Source organism: Geobacter sp. DSM 9736 (genome assembly GCF_900187405.1).
Classification (GTDB): Bacteria; Desulfobacterota; Desulfuromonadia; order Geobacterales; family Geobacteraceae; genus DSM-9736.
Genome location: NZ_LT896716.1, coordinates 3,419,739 through 3,442,417, shown reverse-complemented (window position 1 = coordinate 3,442,417; position 22,679 = coordinate 3,419,739). Strand labels below are relative to the sequence as shown.

General features: G+C 57.6%; 19 protein-coding genes. 6 read left to right on the top strand and 13 right to left on the bottom strand.

Annotation, left to right across the window (positions count from 1 at the left end; all coding sequences use genetic code 11):
* Positions 1-4 precede the first annotated feature (4 nt).
* The 4 genes from ispF to CFB04_RS15495 form a co-directional block, all read right to left on the bottom strand.
* Positions 5-508 carry a 2-C-methyl-D-erythritol 2,4-cyclodiphosphate synthase gene (ispF, locus tag CFB04_RS15510; protein ID WP_088536233.1) on the bottom strand — a complete coding sequence of 168 codons (504 nt, stop codon included), beginning with the start codon at positions 506-508 and terminating at the stop codon, positions 5-7.
* Positions 499-1,230 (bottom strand): 2-C-methyl-D-erythritol 4-phosphate cytidylyltransferase, encoded by a 732-nt coding sequence (gene ispD, locus CFB04_RS15505; protein WP_088536232.1) that lies wholly within the window; start codon positions 1,228-1,230, stop codon positions 499-501. The genes ispF and ispD overlap by 10 nt, the downstream gene beginning before the upstream one ends.
* Positions 1,231-1,399: 169 nt before the next feature.
* Positions 1,400-2,809, bottom strand: a complete 1,410-nt coding sequence (selA, locus tag CFB04_RS15500) for an L-seryl-tRNA(Sec) selenium transferase (RefSeq protein WP_088536231.1) — start codon at positions 2,807-2,809, stop codon at positions 1,400-1,402.
* A 5-nt stretch (positions 2,810-2,814) separates the two neighbouring features.
* Complete coding sequence (locus CFB04_RS15495; RefSeq protein WP_088536230.1) at positions 2,815-3,522, bottom strand: GntR family transcriptional regulator; 708 nt, start codon at positions 3,520-3,522, stop codon at positions 2,815-2,817.
* Positions 3,523-3,742: 220 nt separating this feature from the next.
* Between CFB04_RS15495 and CFB04_RS15490 the strand changes: the two genes are divergently transcribed.
* Entirely contained in the window at positions 3,743-4,525 is a 783-nt protein-coding gene (locus tag CFB04_RS15490; RefSeq protein ID WP_088536229.1) for a sugar phosphate isomerase/epimerase, read from the top strand.
* 99 nt (positions 4,526-4,624) lie between these two features.
* On the opposite strand, the gene cls is transcribed toward CFB04_RS15490, so the two are convergent.
* Both cls and CFB04_RS15480 read right to left on the bottom strand, forming a co-directional pair.
* Complete coding sequence (gene cls, locus CFB04_RS15485) at positions 4,625-6,058, bottom strand: cardiolipin synthase (RefSeq protein WP_231934492.1); 1,434 nt, start codon at positions 6,056-6,058, stop codon at positions 4,625-4,627.
* A gap of 97 nt (positions 6,059-6,155) precedes the next feature.
* Positions 6,156-6,608, bottom strand: coding sequence for a hypothetical protein (locus CFB04_RS15480; RefSeq protein ID WP_172825513.1), 453 nt, complete (start codon positions 6,606-6,608; stop codon positions 6,156-6,158).
* A gap of 279 nt (positions 6,609-6,887) precedes the next feature.
* On the opposite strand from CFB04_RS15480, the gene htpX reads away from it, so the two are divergent.
* The 5 genes from htpX (at position 6,888) to CFB04_RS15455 (ending at position 11,466) form a co-directional block, all read left to right on the top strand.
* Complete coding sequence (gene htpX, locus CFB04_RS15475; protein WP_088536226.1) at positions 6,888-7,742, top strand: zinc metalloprotease HtpX; 855 nt, start codon at positions 6,888-6,890, stop codon at positions 7,740-7,742.
* Between the two features lie 55 nt (positions 7,743-7,797).
* On the top strand, positions 7,798-9,162 hold the full coding sequence (gene rsmB, locus CFB04_RS15470; RefSeq protein ID WP_088536225.1) for a 16S rRNA (cytosine(967)-C(5))-methyltransferase RsmB: 1,365 nt from the start codon (positions 7,798-7,800) through the stop codon (positions 9,160-9,162).
* 72 nt (positions 9,163-9,234) lie between these two features.
* Complete coding sequence (rpe, locus tag CFB04_RS15465) at positions 9,235-9,900, top strand: ribulose-phosphate 3-epimerase (protein ID WP_088536224.1); 666 nt, start codon at positions 9,235-9,237, stop codon at positions 9,898-9,900.
* A 31-nt stretch (positions 9,901-9,931) separates the two neighbouring features.
* Entirely contained in the window at positions 9,932-10,564 is a 633-nt protein-coding gene (locus tag CFB04_RS15460; RefSeq protein WP_088536223.1) for a CoA pyrophosphatase, read from the top strand.
* Positions 10,546-11,466, top strand: coding sequence for a diguanylate cyclase (locus tag CFB04_RS15455; RefSeq protein ID WP_088536222.1), 921 nt, complete (start codon positions 10,546-10,548; stop codon positions 11,464-11,466). Before CFB04_RS15460 ends, CFB04_RS15455 begins: the two co-directional genes overlap by 19 nt.
* Before the next feature lie 18 nt (positions 11,467-11,484).
* Here CFB04_RS15455 and glnE read toward each other — a convergent pair whose 3' ends face one another.
* The 7 genes from glnE to CFB04_RS15420 form a co-directional block, all read right to left on the bottom strand.
* Positions 11,485-14,673, bottom strand: coding sequence for a bifunctional [glutamate--ammonia ligase]-adenylyl-L-tyrosine phosphorylase/[glutamate--ammonia-ligase] adenylyltransferase (gene glnE, locus CFB04_RS15450; RefSeq protein WP_088536221.1), 3,189 nt, complete (start codon positions 14,671-14,673; stop codon positions 11,485-11,487).
* Positions 14,670-15,710, bottom strand: a complete 1,041-nt coding sequence (gene mtnA, locus CFB04_RS15445; RefSeq protein ID WP_088536220.1) for an S-methyl-5-thioribose-1-phosphate isomerase — start codon at positions 15,708-15,710, stop codon at positions 14,670-14,672. Before mtnA ends, glnE begins: the two co-directional genes overlap by 4 nt.
* 111 nt (positions 15,711-15,821) lie before the next feature.
* Positions 15,822-17,276, bottom strand: a complete 1,455-nt coding sequence (gatB, locus tag CFB04_RS15440; RefSeq protein ID WP_255396968.1) for an Asp-tRNA(Asn)/Glu-tRNA(Gln) amidotransferase subunit GatB — start codon at positions 17,274-17,276, stop codon at positions 15,822-15,824.
* Position 17,277: 1 nt separating this feature from the next.
* A complete protein-coding gene (gatA, locus tag CFB04_RS15435) occupies positions 17,278-18,735 on the bottom strand; it encodes an Asp-tRNA(Asn)/Glu-tRNA(Gln) amidotransferase subunit GatA (RefSeq protein ID WP_088536218.1) in 1,458 nt (485 codons plus the stop codon).
* 49 nt (positions 18,736-18,784) lie between these two features.
* Complete coding sequence (gene gatC, locus CFB04_RS15430; protein WP_088536217.1) at positions 18,785-19,072, bottom strand: Asp-tRNA(Asn)/Glu-tRNA(Gln) amidotransferase subunit GatC; 288 nt, start codon at positions 19,070-19,072, stop codon at positions 18,785-18,787.
* Between the two features lie 66 nt (positions 19,073-19,138).
* Entirely contained in the window at positions 19,139-21,343 is a 2,205-nt protein-coding gene (locus CFB04_RS15425; protein WP_088536216.1) for an ATP-dependent helicase, read from the bottom strand.
* Positions 21,344-21,417: 74 nt separating this feature from the next.
* Complete coding sequence (locus CFB04_RS15420) at positions 21,418-22,521, bottom strand: AI-2E family transporter (RefSeq protein ID WP_088536215.1); 1,104 nt, start codon at positions 22,519-22,521, stop codon at positions 21,418-21,420.
* Between the last annotated feature and the right edge of the window lie 158 nt (positions 22,522-22,679).

Genomic DNA, 22,679 nt, shown 5'->3' with positions numbered 1-22,679 from the left:
GGGCTCACCGGCTCCCGCGGCTGTCATGGAGCTCGTGCCGCTCTTCCATGAGGGCAACGGCGTAAGAAGCTATTCCTTCCTTGCGCCCGGCGAAGCCAAGCTCCTCGGTGGTTGTGGCCTTTACATTGATCCTGGTTTCAGTGGTATCCAGGGCGGTGGCGATATTCTGGCGCATGGCAGGAATGTGGGGCGCCAGCTTCGGGCGTTGGGCCACTATAGTCGCATCAACATTTCCCACGCTGTACCCGCGCTCCCGGGCGAGCCCCATGACGTGGGAAAGAAGCTTCAGGCTGTCAGCCCCCTTATACGCAGGATCGGTATCGGGGAAATGCTTTCCTATGTCTCCCTCTCCTATTGCTCCCAGAATGGCGTCGGCAATGGCATGCAACAGCACATCAGCATCGGAATGCCCCAGCAGTCCAGTTTCATGCGGTATGTCTACCCCACCGAGGATCAGCTTTCGACCCTCCACCAGGCGGTGAACGTCGTAGCCGTGACCTATTCGCATATGCCAGCTCCCCCTGCGCATTCATGTTGCACCCGAAGTTCATCGAGAAAGGCCTCGGCCAGACGCATGTCCTCCGGAGTAGTGATCTTGATGTTTCGATAGTCACCCAGAACCACGTGGACAGCCCCGCCTGCCCGCTCGACAAGGGAAGCGTCGTCGGTCCCGAGAAATCCTTCGGCGGCCGCCGTTTCGTGGGCTGCCCGTATTATTCGGTACCGGAATGCCTGGGGGGTCTGAGCGAGCCAGAGTGTTTCCCGCGGCGGGGTCTCACGCACAACCCCCTTCACGACTACCTTGATGGTGTCCTTTGCCGGAACCGCGACGAGTGCACCGTCATGCTTAGCAGCAACCGAAACCGCCTCCTCGATCACGCGGAGCGGCACAAAGGGCCGAACCCCGTCATGAATGAGTATCACATCGTCATCGGCAGCACCCGAAATTGCCCGAAGTCCGTTCAGAACCGAATGCTGCCGCTCCGCCCCCCCCGGGACTATCTCCCGTACCTTGTCGAGGGCATACCGTTCCACCACCTGCTCCCGGCAATAGGAAATCTCTTCCGCTGGAATAACGAGGTATATTGTATCTATAATACGGGCGTTTTGCATGGCTGTCAGTGTGTGAGCCAGGATCGGCTTTCCCGACAGCTGCAGATACTGCTTATTGAATCCGGCGCCCATACGTTTCCCCATGCCGGCTGCCGGGACGACTGCAATGACTTTCATTGTGCACAGCCCCCTGAAACAGTGCCAGCCCGCGCGCAAAAACCCGCCAGGTCTGCCCTGAAATGAATCGTCAGATAATAATTGCCGGTTCCACACCGGGTCAATGAAAAAAAGGAGTTCCTGAAAAAAAGTTAAAAAGCTGTTTTGAAGGAAAGGGACGTGACGGATATCACGTAGCCGAAGAGGATGCCCGAACGGCAAGTGCAGAAAGGCCGGTCATGAGGGGTGCCACATCGTCATCGAGTATTGTGCGAAGATCCAGGAGGAACTTACCCCGCTGGATGCGGCCTATTATGGGAACCCTAGCCCCCCGGAGGAAAGCCTCGACTTCCCGCGCCGAGAGGGGGGAAGCTTCCACCGCCAGCAGGGTGGTTGGCAGTTCCAGCAACGGAAGTGCTCCCCCACCTACCTGCGACACCCCCTCCTCTAGGGTAAGAACCACCTCACGCGAAACCTGGCGACGCAACCGACGCACAACACGCTTTCCGCGTTCGGCCAACACTGCTGAGGGAGTTGCAAGAAGTCTCAATGTGGGGATTTCAGCCAGGGCCTGCCGCTGATCGCGGTAGAGGCGAAGAGTTGCTTCGAGGGCGGCAAGGGTGAGTTTGTCGATGCGCAGCGCCCGCAGCAGCGGGTGGCGCTTCATCAGATCCAGGCGCTCCCTGCTTCCGACGATGATGCCGGCCTGAGGCCCACCGAGAAGCTTGTCCCCGCTGAAGGTCACAACATCGACACCCTGCCGGACCAACTCCCCCACGGTCGGCTCATCACAACCGAGGAGGGAAGACAGGTTGACGAGGCTTCCGCTTCCGAGATCAGCCATCACCGGAACCCCATGCCGGCGCCCTAGATCCACCAGGTCGTCAGCCTCGACAGTGGCAGTGAATCCTACTACTGCATAATTCGACGTATGCACCTTGAGAAACAGGGCGGTTTCGGAAGCAATTGCGTTCTGGTAATCCCGCCTGTGAGTCCGGTTTGTCGTTCCGACCTCCCTCAGCACTGCACCGCTCTGAGCCATCACCTCGGGTATTCTGAAGGAGCCGCCGATCTCTACAAGTTCGCCCCGGGACACTACCACCTCTCGCCCTGCGGCGAGGGATGCAAGCGCCAGCAGCACTGCGGCGGCGTTATTGTTGACGACGAGGGCCGCCTCCGCACCAGTTAGCTCGCACAGGAGCTGCTCCACATGGGAATAGCGGCTCCCTCGCTCCCCTGTTGCCAGGTCGAGCTCCAGGTTCGTGTACCGGAATGCCGCATCAGCCAGCCCCTGCCTGGCCGCCTCCGCCAGAAGCGACCTCCCGAGATTTGTATGGATGACTATTCCGGTGCCGTTGACGACCCGCTTCAGGTTGGGGGATGAAAGATCGCTGCAGATCATGGCAGCGCGCGCAGCAACTGTTTGCTCAAGGGAGCCGGGAGGGAATGGCTCGCCGCTTCGGATCCGCTGTCGCAATTCATCGAGAGCAGAGCGGACAGCAGCAAGCACAAAGGGGCGGGAATGAAATTGAAGAAGCTCTTGAACCGGCTCAGTAACGAGAACCCGGTCAACCTTCGGGATGGACTGCAGAAGAGACATTATTTTCAGAGGTCCAGGTGCCGCGCTGCGGATAACTCCTCGGGCTTCAGGGTCACGCTCCCTCTGCTCCCCTGCATCAAGACCCTGCCGCCATATTCGGCATTTTTTCGTACGAGCTTTTCCGAGAGTGCAGCGTTACGTTTCCGGAATGCATCAATGATCTTTTCATGCTCCTCCACTGAAACCTTCATCCTGCCGGGGAGGCTGAGGGATGCGATTCTCAGGCGCTGGAACTTGCCGACCAGGTTGGTAATCAGCTCGTAGAGCTTGTCATTGTCCGCCGCCTTGATGAAAAGATCGTGAAAGTCGTTGTGCACCTTGAAGAAGTGCTTTATGTCGCCATTATCCGAAAGTGTTCGCAGCTTTTCATTGATCGTCTGGAGCTTGTCTATCTCCTTCTCGGAGAGATTTTCACAGGCCCGTCTGGCTGCGTAGCCCTCAAGGATGCTTTTAATGGCGTAGAACTCTTCCACATCTTTCTGAGAAAAGGAAACAACCACCGCTCCCTTGCGAGGGATAACCGTAAGGTACCCTTCCGACTCAAGCTGGCGAAACGCTTCCCGTATCGGGGTCCTGCTGATACCAAATCTTTCAGCCAGTTCAGGTTCGGCTACTTTCTCACCGGGCTTCAGGGCGCCGGAAATGATAGCATCCCGAATGGTCTCAAGAATTTTTTCCCTCAGGGTCAGATGTTTTTCGACATTCTTTCTCATATCGATTACCCCCGGCAAGTTGGAGCCAATTGTATACAGTATACAAAACCAAGTCAAGCCGTTCCTGTCGGGAACCTTTCATGAGGGATTGTTCTTGATCTTTGCCGACACCGATAGTAATCTATGCGCCTCCGCGGAAGGGGAACGCTTCAAGAAAGTGATCGGCGCACGCACTGAAACGGGATAAATCCTTCGGCCTCAAGACGGCCGAGAAAGAGAAATCGCCATGCGGGTTTTCGCACATGTTCCATACCATCTCCTCGAACAGAATCTGGACCTCATCCTGAGCCGGCGCATCAACCCTGAGATTCATTTCACTGGAGAGTCGCTGGACAATCTTCTACCGGAACAGCTGACGGCCGTAGCAGGAGTTCTGAGCGCCAACGGTATCAGGACGACAATCCATGCCCCATTCATAGATCTTAATCCCGGCTCGGTGGAGACGTTGGTGAGAGAAGCGACAAGGCACCGCTTCAAACAGGTGCTGGATGCGGCTGACATCCTCAAACCCGAGGTAATGGTATTTCACCCGGGATACGACCGATGGCGATACGGCGACAGCCAGGAGAAGTGGCTCAAGCACAGCATCGACAGCTGGCAGATGGTAATCGAACGCGCGGAATCCATCGACTGCACGATAGCCGTCGAGAATATCTTCGAGGAGGACCCCTCCACTTTACGTTCTCTGCTGGAAGCCGTCGATTCCCCAAGGCTCCGCCACTGCTTCGATGTAGGCCACTGGAACCTCTTCGGAACCACCAGCCTGGAGGAGTGGTTCGGGGAACTTGGAGCCTTCATCGCCGAAACTCACGTACATGACAACTTCGGAAAAAAAGACGACCACCTCCCCATCGGAGACGGCATCATCGACTTCGATCTCTTCTTTTCACTGATGGATCGCCACGCCCCCACCGCCGCCTTCACCATCGAGGCCCATTGCCAAAAAGATGTCTTGACCGCTCTTGAGAGACTTAAGAGCCGGCTGCCGCATACAGAGGCGTAGCACCCCGAAAGCTGCCCTTCACCTCAAACTGACATGGGCAGATTTCCTGCGAGGCACGAGCGTCAACGACATTGATTGATCGGGAATAAATGTAGCGGGTTACAGATAAGGAGAGAACAGCTTAGCCGTGCAGTCCCGGATCTTTTCAGGGAGTGGCCTGGCATCCATCTCTTCCAGCGTAACTTCTTGCGAGACGGATAGAACGTCCTCGAAGTGGGCAGACAGCCGCTTTCCAAGTTCCCGGTCATACACTTCCAGATTGAGCTCAAAATTGAGGCGCAGGCTGCGCGGATCCAGGTTTGCCGAGCCTATCAGGCTCCACAGCCCGTCCACCACGAAGAGCTTGGTATGAACGAAAGGCGGGGGCTGGTAGAAAACCCTGATGCCAAGCTGAAGGAGCTCCCAGAGATAGGAGCGGGTGGCCCAGTGAACAAAGGGCAGGTTGTTTTCCGCAGGCAGCACGAGCGTAACATCGACGCCGCGCATGGCGCACGTTATAAGCGCCGATATGATTGACCGGTCAGGAATGAAGTACGGGGTCATTATCCGGACCGAACGTGTGGCGCAGGCAAGTGCGCCCATCAAGATCCAGTGAAGCTTCCGGAACTCCTTGTCGGGGCCGTCGCTGATGACCCGTGCAAGCCCCCCCCCAGCCGGCGCCAGCTCGGGAAAATAACTCGGGTGATCGAGAATCTCCCCTGCCACGAAATACCAGTCCTCCAGAAAAACCCGCTGCAAGTCGGCCACCACCGGCCCCTCTACCAGAAAGTGGAGGTCCACCACCGTAGGGGGCGGGACGGGCCGGACCACCACATGCCGGTCCCCGATATTCATGCCCCCGGTAAAGGCGTGGTTTCCATCGACGACCAGGATCTTGCGGTGGTTTCGGAGGTTGAGGTAGCCACCGTGACGTAGCGGCAGGAATCGTCCCACCTTTACCTTAGTCCCCTTCAGAAGCTTGCGTGCCGTGGGCCGCGAATATTTTTCGCCGAGGCTGTCCACTATGACCCGGACCTCGACCCCCCGCTCCGCCGCCCGCCGCAAGGCATCAATGAATTTGCTCCCCGTCGCATCCCCGTCAAAGATATAGGTGCTGAGATGAACCGAATGCCGGGCAGCATCAATTGCGGCTACCATCAAAGGATATGCGCCTTCACCATTATGGAGGGGGGTGATGTGACTGCCGCCGGTAAGCCGGCAGGTAACGACACGATCAGCGAGAGCCCGCAATTCCTCCAAATGACCGGCTCCCGCAGGAAGAGAGCCTGCCTCTTCCGGTTCCCTGGAAGCGAACGCCTCGCAGCCGGTTAGACGTCGCCCGCTTTCCAGCCACTGCCGGGCCTTGCGGGTTATTCTGTTTACTCCCATGACCCAGTAGAAAAACGGACCGAAAAGGGGAAGGGTTATGCATACGCCTATCCATCCCATGGCCGAACGGGGATCACGCTTGTAAAGCAGCGCATGACCTGCGGCTCCGATGGAAAGCGATACCAGGGCTAGCAACAGAAGTGCCCACAGCAGGTTATCCAACAGTCCTCCCTTACCAACGGCAGAAATGAAAAAAGGGTCCGAAGACCCTTTTATCGCAGTAGATATACTACAATCAACAAAATAAAACGGGGGTTGTTTACTACAACAGCGAGTACGGCTCCGCTCTCTTGGTCCACTCGCTGGCTGGATGTTCGGATTTGAGCTTTTCGAAGGCTTCCTTCAGGGCAGAAGCGTTATGACTTCCCTTGTAGCGGCTAACCCCCCGCAGATATACTGCCTCCGGTGCGGCAGCGCTGTGGGGGTAATGTTCAAGCAGCGTGTTGAGGTGAAGAATTGCATCATTGAACTCGTTGCTGTCGAAATCGATCTTCGCCATGCCGAGCATGAGCGATGGCAATAATTCCCCGGGGGAGAGGAAGCCGACAGTACGGTGATGCTCGCGGCCGTAAAAGTCGAGCATCACGAGGGTCGGGGTCCACGTGATCCTGAAGTCCGTCGACAGCGGTTCGAAATCGGAAGGCACGCGGAGAGGAACGAGGTTGTCCTTGATAAAATCTATTACCTGCTGATCTGGATACGTAACTGCATCCATTTGTTTGCAGCCTATTCAGCCGGGATTGAAGAAGTCCAGCAGGATTGCCCTGTGCTCCGCCTGCCCCCGGCCCAGAGCTTTCTTCAGCTCGTTTTCCCAAGATATGGCACCCATGATTCCCTCCTTTGCTTGCAGACCGCCCCTGCGCACAGGACCTGTTTTTTTAATAAGACTAGCTCCACTGCGCCCGATGTCAAGCAACAGCCGAGTTCTTGAAGTTTGAGCAGCCAATGATTATACTGGCAATGAATCCTAGAATTATCTTTAGGAGAGGCCGCAATGAACGCACTCAAGACCACACTTCTTCTAGCCCTGCTGACAGTGCTCCTGGTATTGGCAGGCGGCGCCATAGGCGGCAAATCGGGAATGACGTTCGCTCTGGTGATGGCAGCCGTTATGAATTTCGTTTCTTACTGGTTTTCCGACCGCATCGTCCTGGCGATGTACGGGGCCAAGCAGGTAACCGAGGCCGAACAACCGGGATTCTACGGCCTTGTGCGCCAGCTGTCCATCCAGGCCGGTATTCCAATGCCGAAGGTCTACATTATCCCCTCGGAGACTCCCAATGCCTTCGCCACCGGGAGAAATCCGCAAAATGCCGCCGTTGCCGCTACAACAGGCATAATGCGCATTCTGACCCGTGAGGAACTCCTTGGAGTGATGGCTCACGAACTCTCCCACGTGAAACACCGCGACATACTCATATCTTCGATCGCAGCAACAGTTGCCGGCGCTATCACCTATCTTGCCAATATGGCACAATGGGCAGCCATGTTCGGAGGCCACCGGGACCGCGACGAGGAAGGCGGCGGTCTCTTCGGGATGCTCGTCATGGCGATAGTAGCACCGATAGCCGCAATGCTGATCCAGATGGCGATATCGCGCTCCCGCGAGTATGAAGCAGATAGGGGTGGGGCGGCAGTGTCGGGAGATCCGTTGCATCTGGCCAGTGCACTGCGCAAACTCCAGATGGCAAACCAGCAGATTCCGATGGAAGCCAGTCCGGCAACGGCTCATATGTTCATAGTAAATCCACTCACCGGCGGCGGGATCCTCTCCCTCTTCTCAACCCACCCGCCGATGGAAGAACGAATCCGGAGACTGGAAGAGATGGCTTACAGCCGCCGATTCTGATCACTCGCCCTGAGCGCCCGTCACAGCCGGGCGCTCTCTCACGACAAGGATGGAAATGACTTCCCCCTCACCCCGCCGTGCCGCGTTCGACATTCTGCTGCGCGTTGAAAAAGAAAAATCGTATGCCGACATCCTGCTCGACCAGGCGCTGACGGGAGATGCTCTCAAAGGGGCAGACCGGCGCCTACTCACTGAACTCGTGTACGGAGTTCTGAGGCGTCAAGCCACTCTCGACCATGTCGTGTCGCAATTCTCGTCGATAAAGCCTGCCAAACTTGAGCGGGCAGTCCTGATCCTTTTGCGGCTCGGACTCTACCAGACACTTTTTCTGGACCGCATGCCCGTCTCGGCAGCCGTTAACGAAACAGTGAATCTGGCGAAGTCCCTCGCTCCGCGAGCCTCCGGCTTCATCAACGCGGTACTTCGCCGGGCGGACCGAGAGCGGGAATCGATCAGCTATCCCAGCCCGGAAAAGGACCCTGTCCGATTCCTTTCTACCCGGTATTCGCATCCCGAGTGGCTCGCAGGTGAATGGCTCGCCCAGTTGGGAATGCCTGAGGCTGAACATCTGGCGAGTGCCATGGGAGAAGCTCCTCCCCTGACGGTCAGGACCAATACCCTTCTGGTCTCCCGGAACGAGCTGCTGGCGAGTTTCGCCGGGGCGGGTGTCGCTGCAGTCGCCACGCCCTTCGCTCCCGATGGAGTGACAGTCCTGGACTCCCTGCCGCCGCGGCAACTCCCGGGATTTTCGGAAGGATGGTTTGCAGTGCAGGACGAGTCGTCACAGTTGGCGGCATTCCTCCTTGAGCCCGCAAGAGGAGAAAAGCTACTCGATCTTTGCGCGGCGCCGGGGGGCAAAGCTACTTACCTCGCACAGCTCATGGGCAACAAAGGCTCGGTCCTCGCCTGCGACAAAGGAGCCAGACGGCTTCCGCTCATCACCGAAAGCGCAGCAAGACTCGGAATAACAATTATCGAGACGAAGCTGCTTGATGCCGCCCGGGAAGGAAACAGCCTCGAAAGGGACAGTTTCGACCGCGTGCTTGTGGATGCTCCCTGCTCCGGACTCGGGGTCCTGAGGCGGCACCCTGAGGGAAAATGGCTCAAGCGAAAGGAGGACCTGCCACAGCTTGCAGCGGCACAGCTCGCGATTCTCAGAACGGGCGCATCCTGCGTCAAGCCCGGCGGAACCCTGCTCTACGCCACCTGCTCCACGAGCAGGGAGGAAAACGAAGCGGTAATAGAGAATTTCCTTTCTCAGGTCGGGGGCTTCGTGGTAGATAACCTGCACGTTTTCTTCCCCGACCTGAAAGATCTCCTAACGGAAGAAGGATACTTCCGCAGCTGGCCCCACCGTAACCAGATGGACGGCTTCTTCGCCGCTCGATTGCGCCGGGCCGGCAAATCCCATCAAAGCTAACTTAGAGCTCTCCGTTTCGCCCAGCCGCCACAACCGGGCGTCGGATTGTCTTCAATTTTCAGGAGGACCACCATGAAAAAGATCGCCCCATCCATTCTCTCAGCAGATTTTTCCCGTCTCGGGGAAGAAGTCGGAGCGGTTGCTGCTGCGGGAGCGGATTATATACATATCGATGTTATGGACGGACATTTCGTACCTAACATCACCATAGGCCCCCTTGTCGTTAAAGCCGTCAGAAAGATTACCGACCTCCCCCTCGACGTCCATCTGATGATCGACAACCCCGACCTGTATGTTCCGGAGTTCGCAAGGGCGGGCGCCGACATCATAGTGGTTCATGCAGAAGCATCCAGACACCTGCACCGATCCGTGCAGCTCATCAAGTCCCTCGGGAAAAGGGCCGGCGTCTCCCTTAACCCTGCAACGCCTCTTCACGTCCTCGACTACATCCTGGAAGAGCTGGACCTCGTCCTGCTCATGACAGTCAATCCCGGTTTCGGCGGCCAATCCTTCATCGAGGCGTGTCTGCCCAAGATCCAAAACCTTCGTGCCATGCTCGACAAGCGGGGGCTCGACACGGAGCTTGAGGTAGACGGCGGCGTAAAGCCAGAAAACATCGCCCGCATCGCCCACGCAGGCGCAGACGTTTTCGTAGCCGGGAGCGCAGTGTTCGAAAGCAGCGACTACGCCCACACTATTTCCGAGCTAAAGCGGCAGGCAAAAGAGCCGATACTGTAGTCTAACCCCGAGTCGGTGCAGGCAGGCACCCATGGTCATTCCCAAGGACAATATACGAACCGCTCTCGCTGCCCATCCACGGGTTGCCTTACCCCCCGGCCCCATCCCGGCCGCTGTACTTCTGCCGCTGTTCGTGAGAAACAACGCCCTCCATATCCTGTTCACGAAGCGAACGGAACAGCTCAATCATCATGGAGGAGAGATCTCTTTTCCCGGTGGTGTATGCCAGGCTGAGGACGAAGCTCCCCTTGAAACCGCGCTGAGGGAGACATGGGAAGAGGTGGGTATTCCCGCGGGGGAAGTCGAGGTACTTGGATGTCTGGACGACGTCTATTCCATTCACAACTACCTTGTTACGCCATTTATAGGTCTTTTTTCAGGGAAAATCCGGCTGGCACCTAATGATGCTGAAATCGCACGAATCATCGAGATCCCGATCTGCCATTTACTCAGGCCGGAAATTTTCCGGGTCGAAGACCGGCCATGGCGCGGTCGTCCCCACCCCGTCTATTTCTATCAATTTCAGGGGGATGAGATATGGGGGCTTACGGCATCGATTCTCCGCCAGTTCCTGCAGGTGGTGTTTGAAGGCCGGACGGGTCCTGTCGGTATCGACATGGAGAAGGGAAGCGAACGGGAGGGGGCATGTTTGACAGCATCTTGATCATCGACGATACGGATGCAGTGCGTGAGCAGATCGAGCAGACCCTCAGCAATGTCTCTCTTTTCGCCCGGTATCACCATGCTACTGATGGGATCGAAGGTTTCAAGACCCTGCTAAGGGTTCCGGTGGATCTGATTCTTTGCGATCTGGAAATGCCGAGGATGGACGGATTCAAATTCCTCTCCATGCTGCGGACAAGGGACGAACTGCGTGATATTCCGGTAATCATGCTTACCGGCAGGGAAGATCGGGAGTTGAAGATCCGCGGCCTCGAACAGGGAGCAAGCGACTATGTTACTAAGCCTTTCGATCCGGGTGAACTGGTCGCGCGGGTTAAGGTGCAGATGAAAATCAAATCCCTGCAGGACGAGCTGAAGAAGTCGAACGAACTCCTCAAGGAACTGTCGAACACCGACCCGCTCACGCGCCTATACAACCGCCGCTACCTGATGGAAGCCCTGGAGCGGGAATTCCAGCGTTCCTCACGGAAGCAGGGGCCGCTTTCTCTGGTACTGCTCGACATCGACCACTTCAAAAAGATAAACGATACTTACGGGCATCAGGAAGGTGACGTGGTTCTCGCTGCCGTAGCGGAGATGGCACAGGCGGGATTGCGTCGTTACGACATCGCCGCACGCTATGGAGGGGAAGAGTTCATTCTGCTGCTGCCGGAGACACCCCTACAGGAAGCGATCGCAGTCGCGGACCGGCTCAGGGAATCGATCCAGGAGATGGAATTCCCACCTCCGCTGGAAAACCTGACCGTAACCATCAGTCTGGGAGTTTCGACCTACCCCTCACAACGTATTGACTGTATCGACTCCCTCATCAGACAGGCCGACGAAGCACTCTACCGGGCAAAACAGAACGGACGCAATCGTATGGAAATCATGGCTGCCTGACTCCAGCCTCCTTCGCAGTCAGGCCGTTTCCGCATCGCCTCCGGTGCCCAGAATGCGATCATAAACCTCCCGCACCGGCACCGTCACCCCCTCATAATCCCTCATCAGAGCCTCTCCGGGATGGCGCAGCTTCGAATCATACCCGAGGCGGCGAGCCAGCTTGTCCAGATACTCCTGCGCTCCCCCCAGGTCGTTTATCGAATGGTCGTGTATGATGCGGAGCCGGTTCTCCAGGCGGCGTAGGAACTTATAGCCGGTAAGAAGGATCTCGCATTCGGCTTCGGCAAGAATCCCCGCAGTTCGAATGCCTTTCAGGGCGATGAGCGTATTGGCGCTGCGGATGCCGGGGGTTTCCCTGCCATGCTTCAGCTGCAGGTACTGGACGATGAACTCGACATCGACAATACCTCCGCGGCCGGTCTTGATATTGTACATCCCTTCCCGCTCTCGTCCGAGCTCCACCTCCATACGCATCCGCAGTCGATGTATCTCGCGACGTACGGCATCGTCTGCACTGCCGCCGTATACCGTCTCGCAGATGATCCGCTCTATCTCCTCACGCAGCCCCGGCTCGCCGAGAACGACCCGAGCCCTGGTCAATGCCTGGCGTTCCCATATCTGTGCTTCCTCCCGATGATAGTTCCGAAAGGATTCCAGCGAGGTAACAAGCGGACCTGCATTCCCTGACGGCCTCAGGCGCGTGTCTATCTTGTAGACGGAGCCCTCCCGCGTCTGCATTGTAAGGATCGAGATGATCTTCTGGCCTAGCTTCGCGAAGAACTCCCTGTTGCTGATGCTCTTCTCTCCGGAGGTGTTTCCCTGACGGTCGTAGATGTAAATGATGTCGAGGTCCGAGTGGTAATTGAGCTCCCGCCCCCCCATTTTCCCCATGGCGACGACGGCGAATCCTGCCTCCTTCAATGTGCCGTCCTCCGCTTCGTACATAGGAGTACCGAACCGTGCGAGTTCCTGTCGTGCAAGACTGTGGGCTGCATCGAGACAGACATCCGCGAGGCTGGTTAGCTGGCTGGCGATTTCAGTCTGCCCCATGTTGCCGTAGATGTCGCTGATGCCAACCCTGAGAAACTCCTCGTGCCGGTAGCGACGAAGCACGTCGAGCTGCTCCTCGAAACCCTCTGCCTGGAGAAGAAGGTCCCTCAGCTCAGCGGACATCGTTTCCCGCACCTTGACCGAAGAGCCGGAGATTCGTGAGACCATGCTGTCGAGCAGCTCGGGATGCCCTATGAAGATCTTGGAGAGGAATTCCGACATACCGAAAAGCGAGACCATCAGCTTGAGGATTTCCCGGTTCTCCGCAAGGAGTGCATAGAATGAGGAGCGGGAGCCTATGGCGGAAAGGAAACGCTCCATGTTCGACAGCGCCATATCAGGATCGGGGGAAGCGAAAACCTCCTGAAGGATCAACGGCGCGATCTTCTCCAGTATCCGCCGGGCACGCTCCGTAAGATGGGCTCGGGGAGGGCCGTCGCGCAGCAGCAGCAGATGGTCGTAGGCCATATCTACCCGCTCGAAGCGACGCTCGGCAAGCATGTCCTTGACAAGGTCAGGATCTGCCTTCGGATCGAAGAAGAGAAGGACCTCGGGACGGACCTCTTCACGCAGCCGTTCGTCCCGCCCAAGAAAAAGAGCTCCATATACATGGGAGACATTTCTGCGATGTTCCTCCAGCGATGAGCGGAAACGCTCGACACCATCCTGCCGCAGATACCCACAGCGACGGGCAAGAGCAGTGAATTCTTCATCCTTTTTCGGCAGGCTGTGGGTCTGGCGCTCCTGAACCACCTGAATTCGATGCTCCACAGTTCGCAGGAAACGGTACGCTTCCCGTAGCCGCGTATGGTCCTCATCCTTGATAAGGGCAACCTCGTTGAGTGCCGCAAGCGCTTCCAGGCTGTTCTTTCTGCGTAGCGCAGGGTTCTTCCCGGCGTACACCAGTTGCAGCGCCTGAATGAAGAATTCGATTTCACGAATCCCTCCACGGCCGAGCTTGATGTTGTACTCCCCCTCCATCTCACGAGCCAGGGAGGCATCGATCTTTTTCTTCATGCCCATCATGTCCTCGATCAGATTGTAATCGAGGTACTTTCGGTAGATGAAGGGTTCAAGGGAAGCAAGAAGGCGCTCACCGAGCTCCAGCGAGCCAGCCACCGGCCGCGCCTTGAGAAGGGCTGCCCGCTCCCACGACTGCCCCCAGTACTCGTAGTATGTCTCCGCCGCCCGCAGCGACATCGCCATCTCACCGCTCTTCCCCTCGGGACGCAGACCCAGGTCAACCCTGAAGACGAACCCGTCACCGGTCACCTGCGAAATGGCTTTCGTGACCATTTCCGCCAGCTTCACGAAAAAGGCATGGAGAGAGATTGAGCCCTTCGCTCCTCCCTGCCCGTCCGGGACACCCCTTGTCCTCCCCTGATCCGAGGAATAGAAGTAGATGATATCGATATCGGATGAAAAATTCAGTTCGCGTCCGCCGAGCTTTCCCATGCCGATGATGGTGAACTCAGCCTCCCGCTCTCCCTGCGGAGTCTCCATCATCGGAAGGCCATGTTCTACGACAAGGCTTCTATAGGCGCCCTCATACGCAACCTGGAGCGCTGCGGCCGCCAGCGACGAGAGCTCGGCAGTCACCTCTTCAAGTGAGGCGAGGCCTGCAAGGTCCCGGGCGGCGATCCGCAAAATCTCGTTGTACTTGAAGCGGCGCAAGATGGGCAGGATATCTGCAAAAACAGCGTCATGAGGCACCTGATCCCGCAACAGTGTCAGTGCATCAGCTTCAGAACGCTTCATGTCGATCAGTCGATTCGAGAACAGGCTGCGGAAAAAAGATGCATCACGGCAGATAATGTTGGTGAGAAATGGTGAGGAGCCGCATATTCCAAGAAACTGCGAGACTCGCAGCCTGTCTGAACAGACCGCAATAATTTCATCCGGCGGGACGACGGAGGTTACCCGTTCCAGACCATTCAGCGCCATGTCGGGGGTTGGAGTGGAAAGGGCCGCCTGGGCAATTACACTAAGGAGATCGGGAGGGAAAATCTTCGATAGAAGCTGCAGATTGGCAGCGGAGCGAGCGCCGTACAGAAAGCCGCTCGCTTCCAGAAAGGAGGCGAAATCGACGTCTTCACCCTCATCCTGAACCGACGCAAAGATCGATTCGAACGCATCGGCGAATTCGGATCCCGTCATTCCCCCACCAACGCCTGCAGCTCCCGTCTGTAGTCGCCGCGAACGATGCCCTTTTCGGTAATTATTCCCGCGATATAGCGCGCAGGAGTCACATCGAAGGCGGGATTTCGCACCCGTACCCCATCAGGCGCCACCTGAACCCCCTGTACGTGGGTCACTTCCTGTGAGTTCCGCTCCTCGATAGGAATGTCGTCACCCGTATCGAGTGAAAGATCAAGGGTGGAGATAGGTGCCGCCACGTAGAAGGGAATCCGGTTTTCGTTAGCCAGCACCGCGACGGAATAGGTTCCTATCTTGTTTGCCGTATCCCCATTGGCGGCGATGCGGTCGGCCCCCACAACGATGCAGTCGATTTCTCCTTTTTTCATGAACCACCCTGCCATGTTGTCGGAGATGAGAGTCACGGGAATACCATCCTTCATCAACTCCCACGCGGTCAGGCGGGCACCCTGCAGCCAGGGTCTCGTCTCGTCGGCAAAGACCCGGATATTTTTTCCCGCTTCATGAGCGGCGCGTATTACCCCCAGTGCTGTTCCGTATCCTGCCGTTGCAAGGCCGCCGGCATTGCAGTGGGTGAGGACGGCAGCTCCTTCCTTGATAACAGGTGCTCCGTTTCGCCCGATAGCACGGCAGATTTCCAGATCTTCCTCCTCGACCCTTATCGCCTCGGCCTTCAGAACTTCACGAATCGACTTGATGTCGAGATGGCGGTTCGACTGCGCGACCCGCTTCATCCGCTCGATTGCCCAGAAGAGGTTTACGGCGGTGGGTCTGGTGCGGCCTATCACGTCACACACGTTATCGAGTTGCTTGAAGAAAGATTCATGGGTGTCGGCGATAATTTCCCGTGCACCGAGCGCTACCCCCATGGCTGCTGCCACACCGATGGCGGGTGCGCCACGTATGATCATTCCGCGGATCGCCTCGGCAACCCCCTTGAAATCGTCGTATTCGTTATAGACTTCCTCTGCCGGAAGCCTGGTCTGGTCGATCATCACCACTTTGTTGTCGCGCCACTCTATCGTTCGAAAAGACATGTTTCATTACCTCATCATCACAGAGGCACAGAGACGCGGAAAATAACAAGTTGATGGATAAGGGGTGACCTGCTTCTTCTCTGTGTCTCCGTGTCTCCGTGGCAATTATTTCTAGCCTTTGAGTTTTTTCAAAAGGAGCTCGTTAACCACCGCCGGATTCGCCTTACCCTTCGACGCGCGCATCACCTGTCCGACGAAGAAGCCGAACACTTTTTCCTTGCCACCGCGATACTCATCCACCTGGCCGGCATTGGCAGCCATGATGTCGTCGATTATCTTCTCGATCTCGCCGGTATCCGAAACCTGAACTAGCCCCTTCTCCTCAACGATTGTCGCCGGATCTTTTCCCGTGCTCCACATCTCGTCAAAGACCGTCTTGGCGATCTTGCCGGAGATGGTTCCTTTTTCCATCAGCTGCAGAAGCGCAGCCAGGAGCTGCGGCGTCACGGGGCAGGCCGTGATCGGTTTCCCTTCCTCATTGAGACTGCGAGTCACTTCCCCCATTATCCAATTTGCCGCGGCCTTTGGCTGGCACCCCGCAGTGACACACGACTCGAAATAATCCGCTGTCTCGCGGGCCGCTGTCAGCACCTCCGCATCCTGCTCGGGGAGCCCCAACACCGCAGTGTACCTTTCCTTCCGAGCTTCGGGAAGCTCAGGAAGGGACAGCCTTACATCCTCCACCCAGTCGTCCGAAATCACTAGCGGAACAAGGTCCGGGTCCGGGAAATACCGGTAGTCGTGTGCCTCCTCCTTGCCGCGCATGGAACGTGTGACGCCGCTGTTAGGGTCGAAGAGGCGGGTCTCCTGGACGACCTTCCCCCCCTCCTCGATCAGCTCGATCTGTCGCTCGATCTCATATTCGATGGCCTGCTTCACGAAACGGAACGAGTTGACGTTCTTGATCTCTGCACGGGTGCCGAAGGTGCTGCTTCCCACCGGCATGACCGATACGTTGGCGTCGCAGCGGAAGCTCCCTTCCTCCATGTTGCCGTCACAGATCCCGAGGTACACCACGATCTGATGGAGCTTTTTCAGGTAGGCCACAGCTTCGTCGGCGGAGCGGATGTCCGGTTCAGACACGATCTCCAGCAGAGGTGTGCAGGCACGGTTGAGGTCCACTCCGGAGCCGTCGCCAAGCCCCGAGACGTCGGCATGGACCAGCTTCCCTGCGTCCTCCTCCATGTGAATACGAGTAATCCCTATCCGTTTGATGCCTCCGTCGGACTCGATGTCAAGATGCCCACCCACGCAGACGGGAAGCTCGAACTGGCTGATCTGGTAACCCTTCGGCAGATCCGGATAGAAGTAGTTCTTCCGCGCAAAGATGCTCCGCTGGGAAATGGCGCAGTTGGTGGCGAGGCCGGCACGGATGGCGAATTCCACCACCTTCTTGTTGAGGACCGGGAGAGCCCCCGGCAGCCCCAGGCAGACAGGGCAGGTCTGGGAATTGGGGGAAGCACCGAACTTTGTCGAGCATCCGCAGAATATCTTCGTATTAGTCAGAAGTTGGACATGGACCTCAAGACCAATGACTGGCTGGAATTTCATGAGTTTCTCCGGAATATCAAAGGTTCGCCTTTCGCATATGCCACTCCGTCGCCTGCTCGAATGCGTGGGCAGCCCGCAATATCGTTTCTTCACCAAAAGGCCTGCCGATCAGCTGCAGCCCGATCGGGAGAGACTCCTTGCTAAACCCGGCGGGAACAGAAATGCCGCAGGTCCCGGCGAGGTTAACCGGGATGGTGAAGATGTCGGACAGGTACATCTGGAGCGGATCGTTCAACTTTTCCCCGAGCCGAAATGCAGGTGTCGGCGCTACAGGGGTGAGCAGAACGTCCACCTTCTCGAACGCCTTCAGGAAATCGTGCATGATGAGTGTGCGCACCTTCTGGGCCTTCAGGTAATATGCATCGTAATAGCCGGAAGAGAGGGCATAGGTACCCAGCATGATACGGCGCTTAACCTCGGCACCGAACCCTTCGGCACGGCTTTTCATGAACATTTCCAGCAGATTGCGCGCTTCCGGGCTCCGGTGCCCGAACCGGACGCCGTCGTACCTGGCGAGATTCGAACTCGCCTCGGCGGTAGCTATGAGGTAGTAGGTGGCAACGGCGTAATCGGTGTGAGGGAGGGAAACATCTACGAACTCGGCGCCGAGTCCGCGAAACACCTCGATGGCCCGCTCCAGGGCCTCCTTAACATCCGGATCGAGCCCCTCCCGGTAATACTCTTTTGGAAGTCCCAACTTGAGCCCCGCCACCTCTCCAGTCAGGGCGGCTCGGTAATCGGGTACCGGCAGGTCGACACTCGTAGAGTCCAGTGGATCGTGGCCGGCAACCGCGTTTAACATGATTGCGCAATCGGTAACGTCGCGGGTAAGGGGGCCGACCTGATCGAGGGAGGATGCGTAGGCTATGACCCCGTAGCGGGAAACCCTGCCGTAGGTTGGCTTGAGCCCGACACAGCTGCAGTGGGAAGCTGGCTGCCGGATAGATCCGCCGGTGTCGGTTCCCAAAGCCGCCGTCGCCTGGCCGGCTGCGATGCAGGCAGCAGATCCGCCGGACGATCCCCCCGGAGTGCATTCCAGGTTCCAGGGATTTCGGGTCGGGCCGAAGGCACTAGATTCCGAAGAAGAACCCATGGCAAACTCGTCCTGGTTCAGCTTTCCGATCAGCACCGCACCGCGCTCCTTGAGGCGCGCCACCGCAGTTCCGTCATAGGGAGGGACAAAGTCTTTCAGTATTCGGGAGCCGCAGGTGGTGCGGATTCCGCCGGTGACGAAGATATCCTTGAGCGCCACCGGGATTCCAGTGAGAATGTCCCCCTCCCCTGCGGCGATCCGCCTGTCGGCTGTACGGGCCGCCTCCATTGCCTCTTCGGGTGTTACGGTTATGAAGGCATTTACCCGCGGCTCGGTCGACATCACCCGCTCCAGCAGCGCCGTCGTCGCCTCCACCGAAGAGACCTCCCTCTTCAGCAGCTTGTCGTGCAGCTCGTGTATCGTCAGTTCATGCAATTGCATTCACATGTCTCCGGTTCGTTTTCTCAACCTTAACCCTTACCCAAACCTGCTATTCGATAACCTTTGGCACCCGGAAGAAGTCTTCCACCCTGTCAGGTGCGTTGGCAAGGGCATTGTCAGCGCCTATCGCCTCATGCACCCTGTCCGCGCGGAAAGCATTCTCCACCGGCACCGCATGGGCTGTCGGCACGATTCCCTCAGTGTTGAGTTCGTTCAGTTTCTCGACGTACGCGAGGATAGCATCCATCTGGCCGGTAAAAATTTCCTTCTCCTCTTCGGCGAGTTCCAGCCGGGCCAGCCGCGCAACATGCTCCACATCTCTTTTGGTGATCTTCATCCGGCACTCCTTATTCACTCAAGAAACGCGGCTTTTGTAGCATGAAAGCCGTAAAAATACAACGAGTCACGCCAGTTCAAGCCCGGCGAACCTGACAAGCAGCTTCTTAGGACCCACGGAATCGAACCAGACGATCACCTTCTGCTCATCCCCCCGCCCTTCGATCTTCCTGATCACCCCGGGACCGAACTTGCCGTGCCTCACCCTCATCCCGAGCCGCACCTCCTCCGGTTCCTCGTCCGGCACCAGGTGCACTTCGTTGTCCGGCAACGCTTCAGCCTCGAATACCGCCGCCAGGTTGTGGTGTGAAGACCGTTGACCAGCAGTTTCCCACGGAAGGTCTCCCCGCCATGACTCCTCCCTCTCCTCCCGGTCGATCACCTCGCGGGGAATATCCCCCAGAAAACGGGAAGGCAGGTTCCGCTGCTCCTGCCCGAAGATGTGACGTCGCCGGGCGCTGGTGAGGTACAGCCTCTCCCGCGCCCGAGTCATGCCTACATAGCAGAGCCGGCGTTCCTCCTCCATCTGCTCCTGATCGTCCAGGCACCGCACGTGCGGGAATATCCGCTCTTCCATGCCAACCATGAAAACTATGGGGAATTCCAGGCCCTTGGCGGAATGGAGAGTCATGAGCGTGACCGAATCTCTCCCCGTGCCGTCCCGCTCCAGGTCCGAAATCAGGGCAACCTGCTCAAGGAATGCGGAGAGGGTCTTCTCCTCGCTGATGCGCTCGAACTCCTGCAGGGCTGAAACCAGCTCCTCAAGATTGGCCAGCCGATCCTGCGCCTCGTCGCTCCGCTCACCCTGAAGTCGCAGGGCATATCCGGTCTCATCTATAATACGGACGGCCAGCTCCGAAAGCTGGACCGTCCCGACGAGAGCCCGAAACCTGTCGAGAAGCTCCATGAACCCGGATATGCGGCCTCGCGGTCCCGCCGTCAGAAGATCTCCGTCGGCTGCAGTTCGGAGTGCCTCATGGAAGCTGATCCGGCGCTCCGACGCCAGTTCGCTCACCCGGTCGATGGTAGCGTGGCCGATTCCGCGAGGCGGTGTGTTGATGATGCGCTTCAACGCCATCTCATCCGACGGGTTGTCCAGCGCACGCAGATAGGCGAGGATATCCTTTACCTCAAGCCTTTCATAAAAACGCATGCCCCCTACCATGTGGTACGGGATACCGTCGCTCACTAGCGCATCCTCTACTACACGGGACTGGGCGTTGGTGCGGTAGAAGACGGCGATGTCCCTGAGAGAGCCTGAACGGGCGAAGCGCTCGATCTCCCGGCAGACGAACCTCGCCTCTTCACGTTCGTTGTCCAGTGTCCGGCATATCAACCGCTCCCCCGGCGGGTTTTCCGTCCAGAGGGCCTTTCCCTTCCTGCCACGGTTGCCGGCCACGACATTGCCGGCGGCCGCGAGGATGTTCCCGGTTGAGCGGTAATTTTGCTCGAGCTTCACGACCTTGACGTCCGGAAAGTCATTCTCGAAATCGAGTATGTTCCTTATGTCGGCTCCCCGCCAGCGGTAAATCGATTGGTCGTCGTCTCCCACTACGCAAAGGTTTTGGCGGTCCCCGGCCAGGAGCTTCACGAGCCGGTACTGGATCGCGTTGGTATCCTGATACTCGTCCACGAGAAGCCAGCGGAACTTTTCCCGATACCGGGCGAGGACATCCGGAACTGTTTCGAAGAGGCGCACCGTCAGGAGCACGAGATCCCCGAAATCAAGAGCGTTGCACATCCGCAGCCGTTCCTGATAGGCCGTATAAACCCGTGCAAGCTTGTCGAGGAAGGGACTTCCTCCCTCCAGATCACCGGGAATCTTCCCTGCATTCTTGCAATCGTCAATGGCGGCGGCAAAAGACTTGGCGGGATAACGCTTCTCGTCGAACCCGAAGGAGCCTACGATCTCTTTGAGAAGGCGTTCGCTGTCCCGGTCGTCGTAGATTGCAAAGTTGCCGTCATAGCCCAGGTGCCGGATGTCGCGCCTCAGTATCCGGGCGCAGGCGGAATGGAAGGTACTTATAAGGGGGATCTCCCCCCCTCCAAGGAGGCTCTGGACGCGCTCCCTCATCTCACCAGCAGCCTTGTTGGTGAAGGTTACAGCCAATATCTGCCACGGCGGCACCCCCCGCTCAAGTATGAGCCAGGCAATGCGGTGGACGATGACGCGGGTCTTGCCGGAACCGGCCCCCGCGAGGATCAGAAGGGGACCCTCACCGTGAAGGACCGCTTCCTTCTGGGGCGGATTCAGGTTTTGCAGGAGATTCATGGGCTCACATCTAGGTTTGATTGCAGCGATTTTCAGGGGATATGCTGCGCGGGACGAACTAACTGTACCACCATTTAAAAGTTAGTGGTATCCGGATTTTCAGGAGGGACTGATTCGCTTCGGTGCTCATTGCGGTGACGCCCTCCTTCAGCGGTGGCGTCCCTCCAGAGTGTTGCCATGATGGCGAAAACTATGGGACCGACAATCAGCCCGAGAAGCCCCATGGTCGCAGCACCCCCCACGGCACCGAGCACGACTGCCAGTGTCGGGATGTTACTTCTGGCTCCGATGGTCAGTGGCCTGATTGCATTATCCGAAATACCAACGAAGATGGCGCACCAACCGGCGAGGAGGCCTGCGTTAAGGTACGCTCCGGTGAGGGCAAGGTATGCCACGAGGGGAACCCACACGAGTGCGGTGCCCACGACGGGAACAAGAGCGCCTATGGCGGTAAGCAGGCCGAAGAGGACCGGCGCGGGAACTCCGGCGAAAAAGTACCCGACCCCGGCCAATGCACCCTGAACGAGGCAGGTCAGTATAGTACCGACCACAACTGCCGTGGTTGTGGACCGGATCTTGGTAAGGTAGTGCCTGATCGTTCCGGGATCGTCGGCAAAGCGCCGGACCCCGGCATCTACAACCCTCGCTCCGTCCCGATATATGAAGTAGAGGATAAAGATAGACATGGCGAGGGTCAGCATGAACTGAGCAACGTTCCTGACCGTGCTGCTCGCCATATTCAGAAGGAACTGGGAAGCCGTTCCGGCAATCTGTGCTGCGTGCTCGGTGATGTCGAATCCGGTTCCTTCTACCAGCGAAAGTATCCTGTCTCCGAAGGGGACCCTATTGAGAACGCTCGTCCCCGAAGTGCTCAGGGAGCGAAAGAGTTCGGCGCTCTCGTAATACCAGACCGCAGCATTCTGGGCTATCATGAAAATGAGAATCGCGGCGGGAAGAATGACGCCCAGCGTGACAAGACCGACCATCAGACTTGCCGCGCGGTCGGGATGGCCTCGAAAACGACCTTCGATGCGTTCGTAATATGGATATGTAGCGAGGCCGACCACCAGTGCCCAGACGAATGGCATCGCGAAAGGAGCTATCAGCAGAAAAAGAAGCCATATTATGGCTGCAGTGGCCAAGGCAGCCAGTATGCTCAGGTAGATCTTCCTGTCCATATTCCCTCCCCGAATCCGATTCTCGGTACCGGTGCGAGTTCAGATTTTGATTATATCTACTCGATGCGGCTTGTCGAACAGACACTCAACATCCCGTCCAAGAGGTTCGCAAATATTCATGATCCGTCACTTATGGTTGTCTATCACAGAACCGGCCT

Bases quoted from the DNA above. Each gene is read 5' to 3' on its own strand.
- gatC (WP_088536217.1), bottom strand. From the start codon at position 19,072: ATGAAGATCACCAAAAGAGATGTGGAGCATGTTGCGCGGCTGGCCCGG.
- CFB04_RS15495 (WP_088536230.1), bottom strand. From the start codon at position 3,522: ATGAGAAAGAATGTCGAAAAACATCTGACCCTGAGGGAAAAAATTCTT.
- gatA (WP_088536218.1), bottom strand. From the start codon at position 18,735: ATGCAATTGCATGAACTGACGATACACGAGCTGCACGACAAGCTGCTG.
- ispF (WP_088536233.1), bottom strand. From the start codon at position 508: ATGCGAATAGGTCACGGCTACGACGTTCACCGCCTGGTGGAGGGTCGA.
- selA (WP_088536231.1), bottom strand. From the start codon at position 2,809: ATGTCTCTTCTGCAGTCCATCCCGAAGGTTGACCGGGTTCTCGTTACT.
- rpe (WP_088536224.1), top strand. From the start codon at position 9,235: ATGAAAAAGATCGCCCCATCCATTCTCTCAGCAGATTTTTCCCGTCTC.
- rsmB (WP_088536225.1), top strand. From the start codon at position 7,798: ATGACTTCCCCCTCACCCCGCCGTGCCGCGTTCGACATTCTGCTGCGC.
- CFB04_RS15425 (WP_088536216.1), bottom strand. From the start codon at position 21,343: ATGAATCTCCTGCAAAACCTGAATCCGCCCCAGAAGGAAGCGGTCCTT.
- ispD (WP_088536232.1), bottom strand. From the start codon at position 1,230: ATGAAAGTCATTGCAGTCGTCCCGGCAGCCGGCATGGGGAAACGTATG.
- CFB04_RS15460 (WP_088536223.1), top strand. From the start codon at position 9,932: ATGGTCATTCCCAAGGACAATATACGAACCGCTCTCGCTGCCCATCCA.
- htpX (WP_088536226.1), top strand. From the start codon at position 6,888: ATGAACGCACTCAAGACCACACTTCTTCTAGCCCTGCTGACAGTGCTC.
- CFB04_RS15420 (WP_088536215.1), bottom strand. From the start codon at position 22,521: ATGGACAGGAAGATCTACCTGAGCATACTGGCTGCCTTGGCCACTGCA.
- CFB04_RS15455 (WP_088536222.1), top strand. From the start codon at position 10,546: ATGTTTGACAGCATCTTGATCATCGACGATACGGATGCAGTGCGTGAG.
- mtnA (WP_088536220.1), bottom strand. From the start codon at position 15,710: ATGTCTTTTCGAACGATAGAGTGGCGCGACAACAAAGTGGTGATGATC.
- glnE (WP_088536221.1), bottom strand. From the start codon at position 14,673: ATGACGGGATCCGAATTCGCCGATGCGTTCGAATCGATCTTTGCGTCG.
- CFB04_RS15480 (WP_172825513.1), bottom strand. From the start codon at position 6,608: ATGGATGCAGTTACGTATCCAGATCAGCAGGTAATAGATTTTATCAAG.